Source organism: Rhodanobacter sp. C05 (assembly GCF_002001165.1).
In the GTDB taxonomy this organism is placed as follows: domain Bacteria; phylum Pseudomonadota; class Gammaproteobacteria; order Xanthomonadales; family Rhodanobacteraceae; genus Rhodanobacter.
Genome location: NZ_MUNQ01000005.1, coordinates 58,316 through 75,637, shown reverse-complemented (window position 1 = coordinate 75,637; position 17,322 = coordinate 58,316). Strand labels below are relative to the sequence as shown.

General features: G+C 65.1%; 13 protein-coding genes and 1 pseudogene. 6 read left to right on the top strand and 8 right to left on the bottom strand.

Annotated elements, in window-relative coordinates:
* Window positions 1-64: 64 nt before the first annotated feature.
* The 3 genes from B0E51_RS00400 to B0E51_RS00390 all read right to left on the bottom strand — a co-directional run bounded on the left by B0E51_RS00400 (window position 65) and on the right by B0E51_RS00390 (window position 2,915).
* Window positions 65-922, bottom strand: coding sequence for a UDP-2,3-diacylglucosamine diphosphatase (locus B0E51_RS00400; RefSeq protein WP_077442858.1), 858 nt, complete (start codon window positions 920-922; stop codon window positions 65-67).
* A gap of 101 nt (window positions 923-1,023) precedes the next feature.
* A complete protein-coding gene (locus tag B0E51_RS00395) occupies window positions 1,024-1,644 on the bottom strand; it encodes an SGNH/GDSL hydrolase family protein (protein WP_077443257.1) in 621 nt (206 codons plus the stop codon).
* A gap of 23 nt (window positions 1,645-1,667) precedes the next feature.
* Entirely contained in the window at window positions 1,668-2,915 is a 1,248-nt protein-coding gene (locus tag B0E51_RS00390; RefSeq protein ID WP_143525738.1) for an aminotransferase class I/II-fold pyridoxal phosphate-dependent enzyme, read from the bottom strand.
* 178 nt (window positions 2,916-3,093) lie between these two features.
* Between B0E51_RS00390 and rsgA the strand changes: the two genes are divergently transcribed.
* The 5 genes and pseudogenes from rsgA to aceE all read left to right on the top strand — a co-directional run bounded on the left by rsgA (window position 3,094) and on the right by aceE (window position 11,247).
* On the top strand, window positions 3,094-4,149 hold the full coding sequence (gene rsgA / locus B0E51_RS00385) for a ribosome small subunit-dependent GTPase A (RefSeq protein WP_077442856.1): 1,056 nt from the start codon (window positions 3,094-3,096) through the stop codon (window positions 4,147-4,149).
* A gap of 52 nt (window positions 4,150-4,201) precedes the next feature.
* Entirely contained in the window at window positions 4,202-4,690 is a 489-nt protein-coding gene (locus tag B0E51_RS00380; protein WP_077442855.1) for a hypothetical protein, read from the top strand.
* Window positions 4,687-5,952, top strand: a pseudogene (locus tag B0E51_RS00375) (flavohemoglobin expression-modulating QEGLA motif protein); the annotation flags it as partial. The gene B0E51_RS00380 and the pseudogene B0E51_RS00375, both read left to right, overlap by 4 nt.
* Window positions 5,953-6,089: 137 nt before the next feature.
* Complete coding sequence (locus tag B0E51_RS00370) at window positions 6,090-8,378, top strand: NADP-dependent malic enzyme (protein ID WP_077442854.1); 2,289 nt, start codon at window positions 6,090-6,092, stop codon at window positions 8,376-8,378.
* 175 nt (window positions 8,379-8,553) lie between these two features.
* Complete coding sequence (aceE, locus tag B0E51_RS00365; RefSeq protein ID WP_077442853.1) at window positions 8,554-11,247, top strand: pyruvate dehydrogenase (acetyl-transferring), homodimeric type; 2,694 nt, start codon at window positions 8,554-8,556, stop codon at window positions 11,245-11,247.
* 75 nt (window positions 11,248-11,322) lie between these two features.
* Here the strand turns inward: aceE and B0E51_RS00360 are convergent, their stop codons facing one another.
* Window positions 11,323-12,933 carry an MFS transporter gene (locus B0E51_RS00360; protein WP_077442852.1) on the bottom strand — a complete coding sequence of 537 codons (1,611 nt, stop codon included), beginning with the start codon at window positions 12,931-12,933 and terminating at the stop codon, window positions 11,323-11,325.
* Window positions 12,934-13,200: 267 nt separating this feature from the next.
* On the opposite strand from B0E51_RS00360, the gene B0E51_RS00355 reads away from it, so the two are divergent.
* Window positions 13,201-13,728: an OmpA family protein gene (locus B0E51_RS00355; RefSeq protein WP_168172534.1), complete on the top strand. Its 528-nt coding sequence runs from the start codon at window positions 13,201-13,203 to the stop codon at window positions 13,726-13,728.
* An 81-nt stretch (window positions 13,729-13,809) separates the two neighbouring features.
* Here the strand turns inward: B0E51_RS00355 and B0E51_RS00350 are convergent, their stop codons facing one another.
* The 4 genes from B0E51_RS00350 to B0E51_RS00335 all read right to left on the bottom strand — a co-directional run bounded on the left by B0E51_RS00350 (window position 13,810) and on the right by B0E51_RS00335 (window position 17,294).
* Window positions 13,810-14,142, bottom strand: coding sequence for a hypothetical protein (locus tag B0E51_RS00350; RefSeq protein WP_077442850.1), 333 nt, complete (start codon window positions 14,140-14,142; stop codon window positions 13,810-13,812).
* 106 nt (window positions 14,143-14,248) lie between these two features.
* A complete protein-coding gene (locus B0E51_RS00345) occupies window positions 14,249-14,920 on the bottom strand; it encodes a glutathione S-transferase (protein WP_077443256.1) in 672 nt (223 codons plus the stop codon).
* 121 nt (window positions 14,921-15,041) lie between these two features.
* Window positions 15,042-15,959 carry an arginine deiminase-related protein gene (locus B0E51_RS00340; protein ID WP_077442849.1) on the bottom strand — a complete coding sequence of 306 codons (918 nt, stop codon included), beginning with the start codon at window positions 15,957-15,959 and terminating at the stop codon, window positions 15,042-15,044.
* Window positions 15,960-16,028: 69 nt separating this feature from the next.
* Entirely contained in the window at window positions 16,029-17,294 is a 1,266-nt protein-coding gene (locus B0E51_RS00335) for an MFS transporter (RefSeq protein WP_077442848.1), read from the bottom strand.
* Between the last annotated feature and the right edge of the window lie 28 nt (window positions 17,295-17,322).

Below are 17,322 nucleotides of genomic sequence, written 5' to 3'. Positions count from 1 at the left end.
AAAGAAGACAATGATACGCCGCCCGATATGCGGTGATCCTGCCGGCCTTCAAGGCGTACGTGGTTCAGGCCGCCCGATGCAACTCGCTGAGGTCACGTTGACAGACGCCCAGCGGCGCCAGCGCCAGCGCGGCGGCTGGGGAGGGCCAAACCAGTTCACGGCTGGCCCGGCCCAGGGCGGCGGGCTGCTCGCTCCAGTGGAGCAGTTCCATCGCGCCGGTATGGTCCTCGATCAGGACGGTGCAGTGCTCGACCCAGTCGCCGTCGTTGAGGTAGAGCACCCCATCCAGCTCACGCACGTGGCCGAAGTGGATGTGTCCGCAGATGTGGCCGTCGAAGCCGCGCTCGCGGGCGTCAGCCACCACGCGTTCCTCGTAGGCGCGGATATACGCCAGCGCCTTGCCGATATGCGATTTGACGATGATCGACAGCGGCAGGTACGGGAGTTCCAGTCGCTGCCGCATCGCATGCAGGCGACGGTTGCTCCAGCAGATCAGGCGGTGCATGGCCTCACCGAAGTGCTGCATCCAGCCGCGGCCGATCTGTTCGGGGTCGAATTCATCGCCGTGGCTGACCCGATAGCGCCGACCGTCCGCGCCGACATGCACGGCGTCCAGTTCGATCCGTACGCCACCGAATTCCTGCCCGTGCAAGCCGCGCATCGGTGCATCGTGGTTGCCCGGGATGTAGATCACCTCGACCCCGCGTTGCGCCAGGTCGAGTATCTCGGCGATCACGGCGCTGTGTTCCTCGGGCCACCAGGGGCGCCGCGCCAGCGCCTCCATGTCGATGATGTCGCCGACCAGATAGAGTTTTTCGCAGCGCAGCTTGCGCAGGAAGTCGAGCAGGTAATCGGCCTTGCAGTCAGGTGTTCCCAGATGCACGTCGGAGATGAAGGCGCTGCGGCAGCGGAGGCTTGTCATGGCGCGTACTCCCGGTGGATACCGGGGCGCCAGTGTGCAAGTCCAAGGTCACCGCGCGATGGCGAACAGGTTGCAAGCTCGTTGCGGCGCAGCGGATCTGATCAGCGCGATGGACGCAGCGCCGCCTGCACTGTGGGTGCGATGCGATCGACCCACAACTTGTACTGCGCCGCCGAGGGATGCAGGCCATCGCCAGCGACGAGCACGGGGTATTGGCGCGAAATGCCGGTGATGTCCACGAAATGCGCACCAGCGCGTGAAGTCTCGTCGCGGGCGATCGCGTTGTAGACGTCCAGTTCGCTGGCGATGCGTGCACGGTCGCGACCCTGTTCATGCGCGAAACGGGTGACACCCCAGTCAGGAATCGACACCACCACCACCCGCGCGGCGTGGCCGCCGGCCAGCGCGACTGCACGCGCCAGCAAGCTGGCGAACTGGCTGCGGTATTCACCGGCTGAGCGGCCACGGTACTGGTTGTTGACGCCGATCTGCAGGGTGACCAGGTCGTACGACGAGGTCAGCGATGCCGCGTCCATGCCCTGCGCCAGTTCGTCCGTGGTCCAGCCGGTAACGGCAACGATACGAGGGTCGTCGATCACCACTCCGGCCCGGCGCAGGCGCTGCACCAGCACGGCCGGCCAGCGCTGATCCGCGGCCACCGCTTCGCCGATGGTGTAGGAGTCGCCGAGGGCGAGATAGTGCAGAGTCGGAGTGGCCGGCATCATTCGGTCAGCCTGGGCATGGCTCAGGCCACCGCAACGGCGGAATGCGGCGACTGTTCGCGCGCCATCCGCGCCAGCACCCGTTCGATCCGCACGAACACCTCGCGCAGCTGCGCCGGCGGAGGCAGCAGGGTCAACCGGAAGTGTCGGCTGCGCGGCACGTTGAAGCTGCTGCCGGGCACCACCAGCACGGATTCCTCCTCCAGCAGGCGCAGGGCGAAAGCCTCGTCGTCGAACGCAGGGAAATGGTCGGCGCGGACTTGCGGGAATGCATACAGCGCACCTTCCGGGACGACCAGCTCCAGGTATTTGCTGGCGGCGACGCCCTGCTGCACGACCCGGCGTGCCTCATGCAGGCGACCGCCGGCGCCGGTCAGCGCGCCGATCGTCGGCGCATCCTGCAAGGCCGGCAGCACGGCCCATTGCGCGGTGACGTTGGCGCACAACCGCAGGGCGGCGAGCAGTTGCAAGGCATCGCGGTAGGCCGCGCTGCGGGCGTGATCTCCGGACAGGCTCATCCAGCCGACCCGATAGCCACAGGCACGATGCACCTTTGACAGGCCGCCGAAGCTGAGGCAGGGCAGTTCGCCGGCCACCTCGGCCAGTGGCTGGAAGCTCGCGCCGTCGTACAGGATCTCGTCGTAAATCTCGTCGGCAAGCAGCAGCAGCCGGTGGCGTGCCGCGATGGCGACCAGTCGTTGCAGCAGCGCACGTGGATACACCGCCCCGGTGGGATTGTTCGGGTTGATCAGTACCAGGGCGCGCGTGCGCGGCGTGATCAGTGCCTCGACCTCGTCCGGGTCAGGCAGGTGGTCGTGCCGGGCGAGGCAATGGTAGTAGCGCGGCTGGCCGCCGTTGAGGATGGTGGCCGCGCTCCACAGCGGATAGTCCGGGCTGGGCAGCAACACTTCATCACCAGGCTGCAGCAGGGCACGCAGGCTGAGGTCGATCAGCTCGCTGACGCCGTTGCCGATGAAGATGCGTTCCGGCTCGACGTCGCGTGCACCGCGCGCGCGCTGCTGCGCGGCGATCGCTTCGCGGGCGAGTTCCAGGCCCTGCTCGTGGCCGTAAGCCTCGCTCTCGTGCAGATGGCCGGCGATCGCCTCGCGCAGGTGCGCCGGTGCCTCGAAGCCGTAACGGCCCGGGTTGCCGATGTTGAGCTTGATGATGTCGAGGCCGGCGGCCTCCAGCTCGCGTGCGCGCCGGGTCAGCGCACCGCGGATTTCATAGCGCACGTCCGCCAGGTGCGCACTGGGTGTGATCGAGGTCAACGCCGGCATCCTTCGAAGTCTGGGAGCACAGTCCAAGCACCGGCACCATCGCCGGCAGGTCGATGCTAGCAGCGTGATGCGGTGCAGCGCGAGCGCTCCTCGGGGCAAATGGCGGTTCATCGTCTGGCCATGCCCAGGCAGGGCATAATCGCCAGATCGTGCCGACCGACTTCCCCGAATGAGCGATGCCGAAACGATCGAACGCCTGCGACGCATCGGCTGGCGCGGTGAGGTGCTGCCTGCCGCCGGCCTGCGGCTGGCACGGGTGGTGGCCCAGCACCGTGCCGGCTACGAACTGCATGATGGCGAGACCCTGTTCGGGGCACAGCCGGACGGACGCTTTCTCAAGCGTGGCATCGACCCGGTCGAGCGGCCGGTGGTGGGTGATTTCGTCGAAGTGGAAAGCGGCACGCCGCCGCATATCGTCACGGTTGCGCCGCGGCGCACGGTGATGTCGCGTGCGGCAGCAGGCGAACGTTACGAACGCCAGCTGATCGCGACCAATATCGACTACGTGCTGGTGCTGACCGGGCTGGATGGCGATTTCAATCCGGCGCGAATCGAGCGCTACCTGTCGCTGACCGAGGATTCCGGTGCGCAGCCGGTGGTGCTGCTGAGCAAACTCGATACCCGTGAGGATGCGGCCGAGCAGATCGAGGCATTGCGTGCACGGTTGCCCGGCCGCACGCCGATCCACGCATTGAACGGCAAGGATCCAGCCAGCGTGGCGCAACTGGCGCCGTACCTGCAACCCGGTGACAGCGCGGTACTGGTCGGCTCGTCCGGCGCCGGCAAATCCACGCTGACCAACACCCTGCTTGGCACGGCGACGATGGCTACTGCCGAAGTACGCAGTCATGACAGCCGAGGCCGCCACACCACCACCCATCGCGCGCTGCTGCAGTTGCCCAGCGGTGGCTGCCTGATCGACACGCCCGGCATGCGCGAGCTGAAGCTGACCGGCGAGGAAAACCTCGACCTGTTTGCCGATATCGAAGCACTGGCCGAGCAATGCCGTTTCGCCGACTGCGGCCACGGCAGCGAACCGGGTTGCGCGGTGCAGGTGGCGCTGGATACCGGCGAACTGGCACCCGGCCGCTGGCGCAATTACCTCAAGCTGCATGACGAGCGCGAGGAGCAGGCGGCGACGCTGGAGGCGCGCCTGCGTCGCCAGCGTGGCGGCCGACCGAGCGAACGGCCGCACGGGCATCGCGGACAGCGCGAGCGGGAATGATTAGAGGCGTGTCTGTTCTAGTATCGCCACACCACCGCTGGGGAGTGCAGGCATGCGTCGGTTGTCGTCGTCCACCACGTTCTTCTACAAGCGGGTCTTTCCGCTGCTGTGGATCGGGTTCCTGCTGGCCGTCTTCGGCTTGCAGTTCTGGGTGGCGAGCCATGCCCGCGCGAACGAACAGTCGCCGCCACTCTTTCCGCTGGTGCTGATGCCACTGTTTCTGGGCGGCATCATGTTCATCGTCTACCGCAAGCTGCTGCATGACCTGATGGACGAGGTCTGGCTGGACGGCGACTGGCTGGTAGTGAAGAACCGCGGCCAGCAGATCCGCGTCGCGCTGCGCGATGTGATGAACATCAACGCCACCACCATGACCAACCCTCGCCGCATCACCGTGATGCTGCGTACCGACTCGCGCTTCGGGCCCAATCTCACCTTTACGCCGGCCAGTCCGCGCGGCTTCGCGGCGGCATTCAAGCCCGACCCGATCGCCACCGAGCTGATCGAACGCGTCGACGCGCTGCGCGGAGCATCGCGATGAATGCCTCCGCTGGCGCCATCCCACCCGAACTGCGGCGCTACGCCGAGCTCGACCAGCGCCTGCTGGCTGCAGTACGCGGCATCCACATCCTGCCGACGGTGGCATGGCCGGCCTCGCTGGAAAGCCGCATGATCGAGGCTTATGGCAAGGGCCAGTTCACCTTGCCGGAAGTCAGTTACACGCGACCCGATCTGGCCGTGGCGCGTGCCGAACTGGCTGCCATCGAGGCTGCTGCAGGTGGCAGTGACGCGCAGGGCATTGATCCGTTGGGTGACTACCTGCGCCGTACCGCCGAGTCGTGGCGCATCGCCGCAGAGATGCTGGAGGCAGTGGGCACGGCGGGAGTCACTGCGCCATCGATCGCCTTGTACGGCAAGCCGGGCGACCTTATCCCCGGCAGCCAGCGCAGCAATCTCGATGCGGCGCGCTACTTCGTCGAGTTGTCCGACGAGCTGGGCGCGGATCTGCTGGCCGATGACGTCGACGAGAACATTCCGGCGACTACCTTGCGCGACGAGCTGGCCAAGACGCTCGACGCGTTCTTCGGCGCCGGCATGATCAAGGTGGAGGTGGATTCCGAGCTGACCGCGAAGGCGGCAGCGGGGGCCACTCGCATCCGCCTGCGCGACGGCACCCGTTTCAGCGAATACGACCGTCATCAGCTTCTGGCGCATGAGGCCTTCGTGCACTCGCTGACCGCGCTGAACGGCCGCCAGCAGCCGCTGCTGACCTCGCTGGCGCGTACCTCGCCGCGGGTCACCGCGACCCAGGAAGGCCTGGCCGTATTCGCCGAACTGATGTCCGGCGCGATCGACATCGCCCGACTCAAGCGCATCAGCCTGCGCATCCTGGCGATCGACATGGCGCTGAACGGCGCCGATTTCGTCGAGGTCTACAAATACTTCAGCGCCTGCGGGCAGAGCGTGGCGGACAGCTTCCACTCGGCCCAGCGGGTGTTTCGCGGTGTGCCGCTGGGTGGCGGTGCGGCGTTCGCCAAGGACAACGTGTACCTGTCAGGCCTGCTCACCGTGCATACCTTCTTCCGCTGGGCGTTCAAGCAGCAGCGGATGGACCTGCTGCGCCATCTGTTTGCCGGCAAGCTGACCCTGCATGACGTGATTGCGCTGCAGCCGCATTTCGCGTCCGGCGCCATCGTGCCGCCACGCTGGCTGCCGCCATGGATGCAGCATGTGCACGGGCTGGCCGGAAAGCTGGCTTTCTCGGTCTTCATCAACGGCATCCACATGAACCGTGTGCACGGCGACGAGCTGCTGCAGAGCGTCCAGTGTGGGGTGTTGCCACGCTGCGAGCGAACCGGTTTGGGTCGCCCCGGTGCTAACATCACAGGCGGTCAGCCGCCTGTTGCGGGCGCCGCCCCTCCCCCAATAAAAACGCACCCATGGCCCTCCCCGAAGATCTGCGCCACGCCGCCCTTGAATATCATCGTCTTCCGCGACCCGGCAAAATCAAGGTCACCCCGACCACCTCGTTGCTGACCCAGCGCGATCTGTCGCTGGCGTATTCGCCCGGCGTGGCCTATGCCTGCGAGGCGATCGTCGCGGACCCCAATGCGGCCAGCGAGATGACCGCGCGCGGCAACCTGGTGGCGGTGATCACCAATGGCACCGCGGTGCTGGGTCTGGGCGACATCGGTCCCCTGGCTGGCAAGCCGGTGATGGAAGGCAAGGGCGTGCTGTTCCAGAAATTCGCCGGCATCGACGTGTTCGACATCGAATTGAACGAGCGCGATCCGGACAAGCTGGTCGACATCATCGCCTCGATGGAACCGACCTTCGGCGGCATCAACCTGGAAGACATCAAGGCGCCGGAGTGTTTCATCGTCGAGCGCAAGCTGCGCGAGCGGATGAAGATCCCGGTGTTCCACGACGACCAGCACGGCACCGCGATCATCGTCGGCGCGGCGGTGCTCAACGCGCTGGAAGTGGTCGGCAAGAAGATCGAGGACGTGAAGCTGGCCACTGCCGGCGCCGGTGCCGCCGGCATCGCGTGCCTCGACATGCTGGTGGCGCTGGGCCTGAAGCCGGAACACATCCTCGCCTACGACCGCGAAGGCGTGCTGTATACCGGTCGCGACAAGATGGATCCGGACAAGCAGCGCTATGCGCGCGATACCGACAAACGCACGCTGGCCGAGATCGTGGCCGGCTGCGACATCTTCCTCGGTCTTTCGGCGGGTGGCGTGCTGAAACCCGAGATGGTTGCGACGATGGCTGACAAACCAGTCATCCTCGCGCTGGCCAATCCGAATCCGGAGATTTCGCCGGAGGACGCGAAGCAGGTGCGCCCGGACTGCATCATCGCCACCGGCCGTTCGGACTACCCGAACCAGGTCAACAACGCGCTGTGCTTCCCGTACATCTTCCGCGGCGCGCTGGATGTGGGTGCCACCGGCATCAACGAGGCGATGAAGCTTGCCTGCGTGCGTGCAATCGCCGGGCTGGCACGGATGGAGGCAGGCGATCTCGCCGGCGCCTACGGCGGCGAGGTGCCGACCTTCGGTGTGGACTATCTGATCCCGCGTCCGTTCGATCCGCGCCTGCTGGTGATGCTGGCACCGGCGGTGGCACAGGCGGCTATGGATTCCGGCGTGGCCACCCGGCCGATCACCGACATGGAGGCGTACCGGGAAAAGCTTGGCCAGTTCATCTACCGCACCGGCCTGCTGATGAAGCCGGTGTACGAGCGCGCGCGTGCCGACCGCAAGCGCGTGGTATATGCCGAGGGTGAAGAAGAGACCGTGTTGCGCGCGGTGCAGACGGTGATCGACGAGAAGCTGGCATTCCCGATCCTGATCGGCCGTCCGGACGTGATCGAGATGCGCATCCAGCGGCTCGGCCTGCGCATGCGCGTCGGCGTCGATTTTGAACTCACCAACATCAACGACGATCCGCGCTTCAATGATTACTGGCAGCAGTACCACGCGTTGACCGAACGCCGTGGCGTATCGCCGGCGGCGGCCAAGAACCTGCTGCGCTCGCGCCCCACGCTGATCTCGGCGCTGATGGTCGAGCGCGGCGAAGCCGACGCGATGATCTGCGGCCTGGTCGGTCGTTATCACAAGAAGCTGGGTTACATCCGCAGTGTGTTCGGGCTCGACCCGGGCGTGCAGTGCACCTCGGCAATGACCGGCGTGATCAACGACAAGGGCGCCTGGTTCTTCCTCGACACCCATGTGCAGTGCGATCCCAGCGCCGAGCAGATCGCCGAGGCCACGCTGCAGGCCAGCTATCGGCTGAAGCTGTTTGGTATCGAGCCGAAGGTGGCGCTGTTGTCGCACTCGAACTACGGCAGCCATGACAACCCGAGCGCGGCGAAGATGCGCCAGGTGTGGCAGATCCTGAAGACGCGCATGCCCAGGCTGGAAATGGACGGTGAAATGCAGGCCGACACCGCGTGGGATGATGCGTTGCGTCACCGGATGTTCCCCAACACCACGCTGAGCGGCCGCGCCAACTTGTTCGTGATGCCCAACCTCGACAGTGCCAACATCACCTACAACATGGTGCGGGTGATGACCGATGGCGTGGCGATTGGCCCGATCCTGATGGGTGTGGACAAACCGGCACACATCCTCACGCCGGCTTCCAGTGCGCGTCGTGTGGTCAACATGACGGCGATCGCCGCGGTGGATGCGCAGATTCGCGCCGAGCAGGGCGGGCGCAGCTGACAGCTTCTGCCGCGCCGTGCATGGCGGCGTGGCATTCCCGCCGTGCGCGGGCGCATGGACATCCGGTGGCTCCGGTGCGCTGCGGCGGCTAAACTCAAGGGCTGACCCGTCGCAATCCCCGGTGGCGGGTGCCCCACTCAAGTCAGGCGCCGCAATGGTGCCGCGGAGAATCTTCATGGATCAGCTCGACGATATCCTCAACCAGGACATCGACCCTACCGAAACCCGGGAGTGGATGGATTCGCTCGACGCGGTGATCCAGCACGACGGTACCGAGCGCGCGCACTTCCTGCTGGAGCGGATGGTGGATACCACCCGTCGTTCCGGTGGTTACCTGCCATTCGACCCGACTACCGAATACGTCAACAGCATCGCGCCCGGCAACGAGGCGAAGATGCCCGGCGATGCCGCGATGGAATGGCGCATCCGCACGCTGATCCGCTGGAACGCGATGGCGATGGTGGTGCGCGCGAATCGCAAGCCAGGCGAACTGGGCGGCCACATTGCGAGCTTCGCTTCGAGCGCCACGCTGTACGACGTCGGCTTCAACCATTTCTGGCGAGCGCCGAGCGCCGACCATCCCGGTGACCTGGTATTCCATCAGGGTCATTCCAGCCCCGGCATCTACGCGCGCTCGTTCCTCGAAGGCCGTCTGGCCGAGGATCAACTCGACCTGTTCCGCATGGAAGTGGTCGGCAAGGGTCGCGCATTGTCGTCGTATCCGCATCCGTGGCTGATGCCGGATTACTGGCAGGTGCCGACGGTATCGATGGGCCTGGGCCCGATCCAGGCGATCTACCAGGCGCAGTTCTTCAAGTACCTGGAACATCGCGGTCTGGTGCCAAAGAGCGACCGCAAGATCTGGTGCTTCCTCGGCGACGGCGAGACGGACGAGCCGGAGTCGCTCGGTGCGATCTCGCTGGCTGGTCGCGAAGGCCTGGACAACCTGATCTTCGTGATCAACTGCAACCTGCAGCGTCTGGACGGCCCGGTCCGTGGCAACGGCAAGATCATCCAGGAGCTGGAAGGCGTGTTCCGTGGTGCCGGCTGGAATGCGCTCAAGCTGGTCTGGGGCAGCTACTGGGATCCGCTCCTCGCACGCGACACCAAGGGCGTGCTGCGCAAGCTGATGATGGAAACGCTGGATGGCGAATACCAGGCGTGCAAGGCGTTCGGCGGCGCGTACACGCGCGAGCATTTCTTCGGCAAGTATCCGGAGACGCGCGAGATGGTCGCCAACTTGAGTGACGACGACATCTGGCGGCTGAATCGCGGTGGTCACGATCCGCACAAGGTCTATGCGGCCTACCACGCGGCCTCGAACACCAAGGGCATGCCGACGGTGATCCTGGCCAAGACCGTGAAGGGTTACGGCATGGGCGCAGCCGGCGAGTCGCAGAACCCGACCCACCAGCAGAAGAAGCTGGACGAGGAGGCGGTGCGGCATTTCCGCGATCGTTTCCAGATTCCGATCAGCGACGACAAGCTCAAGGATGTGCCGTATTACAACCCGGGCAAGGATTCGCCGGAAGTGCAGTACATGCTGGAGCGACGCCAGGCGCTCGGCGGCTTCCTGCCGCAGCGCCGGCGCAAGGCCGAGGCGAAGCTGAAGACGCCGGAGCTGGCTGCGTTCGAGCAGATCACCAAAGGCACCGGCGAGCGTGAGATCTCGACCACGATGGCGCTGGTGCGAGGCATCAACCTGCTGCTGCGCGACAAGCAGCTGGGCGAGCGCGTGGTGCCGATCGTCGCCGACGAGGCGCGCACGTTCGGCATGGAAGGCATGTTCCGCCAGATCGGCATCTATGCGCCGTTCGGCCAGAAGTACAAGCCGCAGGATTCCGACCAGCTGCTGTACTACCGCGAGGACCAGAAGGGCCAGGTGCTGCAGCAGGGCATCAGCGAAGCCGGCGGCATGGCCTCTTGGATGGCTGCAGCTACCAGCTACAGCATCAGCAACCAGGCGATGCTGCCGTTCTTCATCTACTACTCGATGTTCGGCTTCCAGCGCATCGGCGACCTGTGCTGGGCTGCTGGCGACATGCGCTCGCGCGGCTTCCTGATCGGCGGTACCGCCGGTCGCACCACGCTCAATGGCGAGGGTCTGCAGCACGAGGACGGCCATTCGCACCTGATGTCCGGCACGATCCCGAACGTGAAGTCGTATGACCCCACGTTCTCCTATGAGGTCGCGGTAGTCCTGCAGGACGGCACGCGCCGGATGATGCAGGAGCAGGAGGACATCTACTACTACATCACCGTGATGAACGAGAACTACAGCCATCCCGACCTGCCGCAAGGTGTCGAGGACGGCATCATCAAGGGCATGTATTTGTTCAAGGATGGCGGCAAGCCGAAGAAGGGCGAGCCGCGCGTGCAGCTGCTCGGTTCGGGCACGATCCTGCGCGAAGTGATCGCGGCAGCCGAACTGCTGGAGAAGGATTTCGGCGTGAAGTCCGACATCTGGTCGTGCCCCAGCTTCATCGAGCTGCGTCGCGATGGCTTCGATGCCGAGCGCTGGAATCGTTTGCATCCGGAAGCCGAACAGCGCGTGCCATATGTCACCGGTCTGCTCGACGGTCGTCAGGGTCCGGCGATCGCCGCCACCGACTACGTGCGCGAATTCGCCGACCAGATTCGCGCGTTCATGCCCGATGGCATGCGCTATACGGTGCTGGGCACCGATGGCTTCGGTCGTTCGGACACGCGTGCGCACCTGCGCGAGTTCTTCGAGGTCGATCGCTACTGGATCGCGCATGCTGCGCTGGCCGCGCTGGCGAAGGATGGCAAGGTCAACGCCAAGGACGTCAGCCGCGCGATCAAGGAATACAAGCTCGATCCGGACAAGCCGAATCCGCAGACGGTTTGAAGTCTGCGAGCCCGTCGTTCGGGCACATGCCAAGCCGATTCGAAAAGCCGCCGGATGGCGGCTTTTCGATATGCGCTATTCGGCCAGCGCGTCCTGGATCGCTTCCAGTCCGTGACCGCGCGTCTCGATGCCGCCGCGCGCGAGCATCCAGCCGGCCACGGCCATCGGCAGTGCGATCAGCAGGGCCGACAGCATGAAATGATCAAACAGGCCAAGCACACCCAGCGCCGCGCCCAGGATGCCGCCGAATTTCGAACTGCCGGCAATCAGGCCGGCACCGCTGCTGCGTAGATGCACCGGATAGATTTCCGCCGCATAGGGAATCAGGGTGGCGATCACCCCGCTGATGCTCAACAGCAACGCCACGGTGCCCACCGTGGTAATCGAGGCGACGCGTATATCGGTCAGGTCGATCGCAAAAAAGAACAACAATGCAAGCGCGGTCAATCCGATGAAAAGTACCAGCGTGCGGATGCTGCTCCAGCGCTGGTAGAACCACACGACCATGCCGATGCCAGGCAGCGCGAGGATCGCGGAACGGGCCAGCAGCGCGCTGCTGGCGTGTGCATCGATACCCAGCTTGACCAGGTTCGCCGGCAGCCAGAGCAGGAAGCCGAAGTTCACCAGGCCCCAGGCGATCGCGCACATCATCAAGCCCCAGGTGATCGGTGCGTGCCGACCACGCAAAAGGCGGCGCATGCCGATCCGTGCCGGCTCATGCGGTTGCGCTCCGGCAGCGTCCTGGGTGTGGTGCGCATCCGGAATCATCGGCACGGCACCGCCCGAAAATTTCTGCAGCACCGCGCGTGCCTGATCCTCCAGGCCGGCCAGGGCAAGAAAGCGCGGTGATTCGGGAATGTAGCGGTTGAGAAGGACGATCAACGCGCCGGTGGGCAGGTTGAGCAGCCACAATGCGCGCCAGCTGTAGGTCGGCTCGAACAGCGTTGCTGCGCCCGAGGCCAGCAGGTAACCCGCCGAGGTGCCGATGCCGCCCAGTGCCACCAGCAGCCAGCCGCGATGTGCAGTTGGAATGGTCTCGGCCATCAGGGTGAACGTGATTGGCAGCATGCCGCCGGCGGCGGCACCCATCATGAAACACATCAGCAGGTTCCAGCCGAATGCAGGCATCGCGCCACAGATCGAGGTACCCATGAACATCAGTGCCGACAGCAGGATGGTGGAGCGACGGCCAAACAGATCGCCGAGCCGGCCCCACACGACCGAGCCGACCGTCGTACCCGTCAGCGCCGACAGCGCCAGCAGGCCGCCGGTCGAGGTGCTGATCCCGTATTCAGCCGACATGCCCGGCATCACGAAGCCGATCGTTGCCGGCTTCATCACGTCCACCGCCAGCGCGATGGTCAGCACGGTCACCAGCTTCCAGTGCTCGCGATTGAGCGGTACGCCGTCGGCGATATGAAACGGCAGCGGACTGCGGTCGGCGTGCAGTGTGCGCCGCATCTGTTCCATCCGCGGCATCAGGCCATAACCGGCCAGCAATACGCCGAACGGGACCAGCGCCATGCCAACCCGCATCATGTTGTCCATCGGCATGCCGGCAAGGTGGTAATGCATCGGCGCGGCCATCGCCAGCATCGGCAGGTGCGCCAGCACGCCCGCGATCACGGCGGCGCAGCCCAGCCAGAACGCCACGGGGTGATGGAACGCAATGTCTTTTGAAGGCATGGGGCCAGCCAGGCTGGTACACAAAATCCAGCTTAGCAGTGGCCGGAGAGAGACGCCTTGCAGACATACGCTGCGGTCCCGAAAACTTTCCTCGTGACGGGCTCTTCGGGAGTTATCTGCCCGTCATGGGGGCCGTGGCATGGTTGCAGATGGCGTCGCACACGGCGTACCCACATGGTCTCTCCGCGCACTGACGGGATCATGCGGGCTCCATGGCTGTCGCCAGCGTTTCCTACAGAGCATCCGAGCACTTGGAGGACGGTGACTATGAACAAGACGATCCGTATGGGCGCGATCACGGTGGCTGGCATGGCCGTGCTGTCGTTGGCCGGTTGTCAGTGTCCAGGCATGGTGGCCAGACCGATGGTGGTAATGCCGGCACCACCGCCAGCACCGGCACCACCGATGGTCGAGAGCAGGCACGAGAGGCTGTCGGCGGATGCGTTGTTCGCCTTCGGCAGGTCCGACATCGACAGCCTGACCAACCGTGGCCGCAGTCAGCTGGACCGGCTGGTGGACGAACTGCGTGATACCGGCAGGATCCGTTCGGTGAGCCTGGTTGGCTACACCGACCGCATCGGCAACCGGGCCGACAACAACGATCTTTCGCTGAAGCGCGCCAATGCGGTGCGCGACTATCTGGTCGGCCATGGCGTGGACGGCAGTCTGATCAGCACCGAGGGTCGCGGAGATGCCGATCCGGTGGCCGTGTGCCGACAGCTTTCGGGTGAAAGACTGCGTGACTGCCTCGCACCAAATCGACGCGTGGAGGTCAACATCGAAGCGGTCAGGTAAGTTCGTGCCGCAACGGCGTCATGCAAGGGCCGGATGCATGCATCCGGCCCTTCGTCATTCAAGCGGCAGCAAGCGAGTGGCTCATTCGTCGTCGCGGCTGCGGAATACATGACGCAGCAACAGGAACGCGCCGATCGTGCCGGCGACAATCGCCACGCTGGCCGTCGGATGGCGGTTCACCTGACGGCGCAAGCGGCGGTAGTGATAATTCGCCTCGTCGGCGAAATCCTCGGCCGCGTTGGTCAGCCGCTGGCTGTAGTGGTTGCCGCGCTTGCCGAAACGTTCGCCCAGGCTGCGACCGCGATCGAACAGGTTCTGTGCGCTGCTGGCGGCACCATCGGCGTAATGACGCACGCGTTCGCCGGCCTGTTCGCCAGCGTCGCGGATCTGTCGCTCGATATCACGATTGCGCATCAGTCTTCTCCTCGGCATCTGAAGTGACAGGTTGCCAGCGATGTCGTGAGCAGTGCGTAGACAACGGCAGCGGGTGCCGTCGTCCGTTCAGCTATGGAGTACGGAATCAACCGCCGAGATGGTATTCGCCGCCGTTCTGCAGCGCGCGCTGATACGCTGGCCGTGCATGGATACGCTGCAGGAAAGCCATCAATCGCGGGTAGCTGGCATCCAGCCCACCGCGTGCCGCGAAGGCTTCCAGCGGAAAGCTCAGCTGGATGTCAGCTGCACTGAACTCGTTGCCGGCAAACCACTCGCTCTTGCCCAGCTCGCCTTCCAGGTAATCCAGATGCAGCTTCAGCTGTGGATCGACGAAGCTGCTCATCACTTTATGCGCGATGCCTTTGGCGATCGGCTTCACGAAGAACGGCGCTGGCGCGGTTTCGACCCGGCGAAACACCAACTTCAGCAGCAGCGGCGGCATCGCCGAACCTTCGGCGTAATGCAGCCAGTAGTTGCAACGCAGCCGCTCGGGCGTACCTGCGGGCGGCAGCAGGCGCCCCTGGCCGTAGCGCTCGACGAGGTATTCGATGATCGCGCCCGATTCGGCCAGCGTGACCTCACCATCGGTGATCACCGGCGACTTGCCCAGCGGATGCACCGCGCGCAGTTCCGGCGGCGCCAGCATGGTTTTCGGATCGCGCTGGTAGCGCTTGATCTCGTACGGTACGCCGAGTTCTTCCAGCAGCCACAGGATGCGCTGCGAGCGCGAGTTGTTCAGATGGTGGACGGTGATCATGTGGCGCTCCGGTGGTGTGAGGAACGGCAGGAGCGCACCCTGTGCGCGAATTGCTTTTGCGATAACGAAATCGAGAGCCATCGTACACAGGGTGCACTCCTGCATGGCAAGACATGAGAGGTCAGTAAATCTCACCCACACAGCAGCGCAGACTGCCGCCGGCCTTCTCGATCTCGCTCAAATCCACGGCACCGAGCGCGAAGCCGTAATCTGCGAGTGTCTCGCGCTGATCGTCGGTGAGCGCATGGGCGGCGCAGGCGCTCATCCAGACACGCTGGTCGGACAAGGTGATCGCGTTGCCGGCGTACGCCTGCTTTTGCGCCGGGGTCAGCCAGATCGCGCGGTTGCCGTAGGCCTTGGCAATCGCCTGCGGCACCGCCGGGTCGCGGAAGCCGTCGGCGGCGATCATTGCCGCGCGGCTGGCCAGCAGGGTCAGCACTACATTGGTGTGGTATTCCGATTCGGCCAGCTCGAAACAGAACGTCAGGCGCAGCCCGAACGCCTTGTGCATAGCCTGTGCGCCGGCCAGGTCGCAACGTTCGCTGAGGCCGCAGTAGCCGATCCCGCGCGCACGATCGATGATCAGCGAGCCGGTGAGTTCGGCGACCAGGTCAGCGCAGCCGGACAGGTCGATCTCGTCGTAGCCCAGCACGTCGCCGAAGAATTCACGGATGTCGTGGCGATCCGCCTCGCGCTGACGTACCGCGTGCCGCATGCGGCCGATGATCAGCCGGCCTGGCGCGGTGGCGAACACATTGTTCGGGAACACCGCATCAGGCGTGGCCGGGTTGCCGGGAAAGGTGATTACCGGAAGATCCGCGCGCAGCGCCTGCGCCAGCGCGCTGTGCTGAGCCAGCGCCTTCAGCGGATCGACTGTGAGGTTCATGTCCATGTAGCGATTGTCGCGCGCCGATTCCGCTGCCAGCGTGAACTCGGCGGGCGCGACCAGGTATGCCGCGCGCGCAGTGGCAGCGGCGCTCGGCAAGGGTGCCAGCGTGGCGAAGGCTTCAAGGAATTCGGTTGGCGAGGTGATGATCACGTTGCGGCTCCATGACTTTCAGCTTCCGAGGAGACATCACAGTCCGGTGTCTCCCGCCGGGATCAGGCATCAAAGAGTAGCTGCTGCAGGCTCGTCCGGCGCAGCAGATTCGACTTGCAGACGCTGCCGCCGACGCAGGGTCGGGAACATCGTCATCCACAGCCCGACCACCAGCAGTGTACCGATGCCACCGAGTACCGTAGCGTTCACCGCACCCAGCCACGCGGCCAGCATGCCTGACTCGAACTCGCCGAGCTGGTTGGAGGTATTGATGAAGATGGCATTGACCGCGCTGACCCGCCCGCGCATGTCATCGGGCGTATCGAGCTGCACCAGCGAACTGCGAATCACCATGCTGACCATGTCGAACGCACCCAGCGCGAACAGCGCGAGCAGCGACAGCCATAGCGTGGTGGAAAGCGCGAATACCAAGGTGGCCACGCCGAAGCCGGCCACGGCCGCAAACATGATCGGGCCGACCCGACGCTGCAGGTTGTGCCGCGCCAGCCATAGCGACATCAGCAACGCGCCCACCGCCGGCGCCGCGCGCAACAGGCCCAGTCCCCACGGACCAGTGTGCAGGATGTCCTTGGCGAAGATCGGCAGGAGTGCGGTGGCGCCGCCGAGCAGCACGGCGAACAGGTCCAGCGAGATCACGCCCAGCACGTCCTTGCGCTCGCGGATGAAATGCACGCCGGCGAACAGTGTCTTCAGCGTGGCCGGCTCGCGTTTGGGCGGCGCCTGTTCGTAACGCAGCCGGCTCATCAGCGTGGCGGCGACCAGATACAGCACGGCGGCTACCACATAGACCACACCAGGCCCCGCCACATAGAGCAGGCCACCCAGCGCCGGGCCCATGATCATCGCTGCCTGGCCAGCCGATGCATTCACCGCCATCGCGCGCGGCAGGATCGACGCCGGCACCAGCGCAGGCAGCATCGACTGCAAGGAGGGAAACTCGAATGCCTTGGCCACGCCGATCACGAACACCAGCGCGAGGATGCCGATCTCGTGGACGTGCCGGGTCAGGGTGAGCGCAGCGAGTACAACGATCGCCAGCCATTCGACGATCTGCCCGATCAGCACGATGCGGCGGCGCTCAAACTGGTCGGCGACATGCCCGGCCGGCAGTGCCAGCAGTACCGACGGCACGAACTGCACCAGTCCAATCAGGCCCAGATCGAACGCGCGACCGGTGGTCGCATAGATCTGCCAGCCGACCGCCACCGACAGCATCTGGAAGCCGAAGCTGGAGGCGATCCGGGCGAACCAGAATGCGACAAAGGCGCGATGCTGCAGCAGCGAATCCGCCGCCGACGTGGTGTTGGATGACATCGGGTGTCCTTGGGGTCACCCATTATCG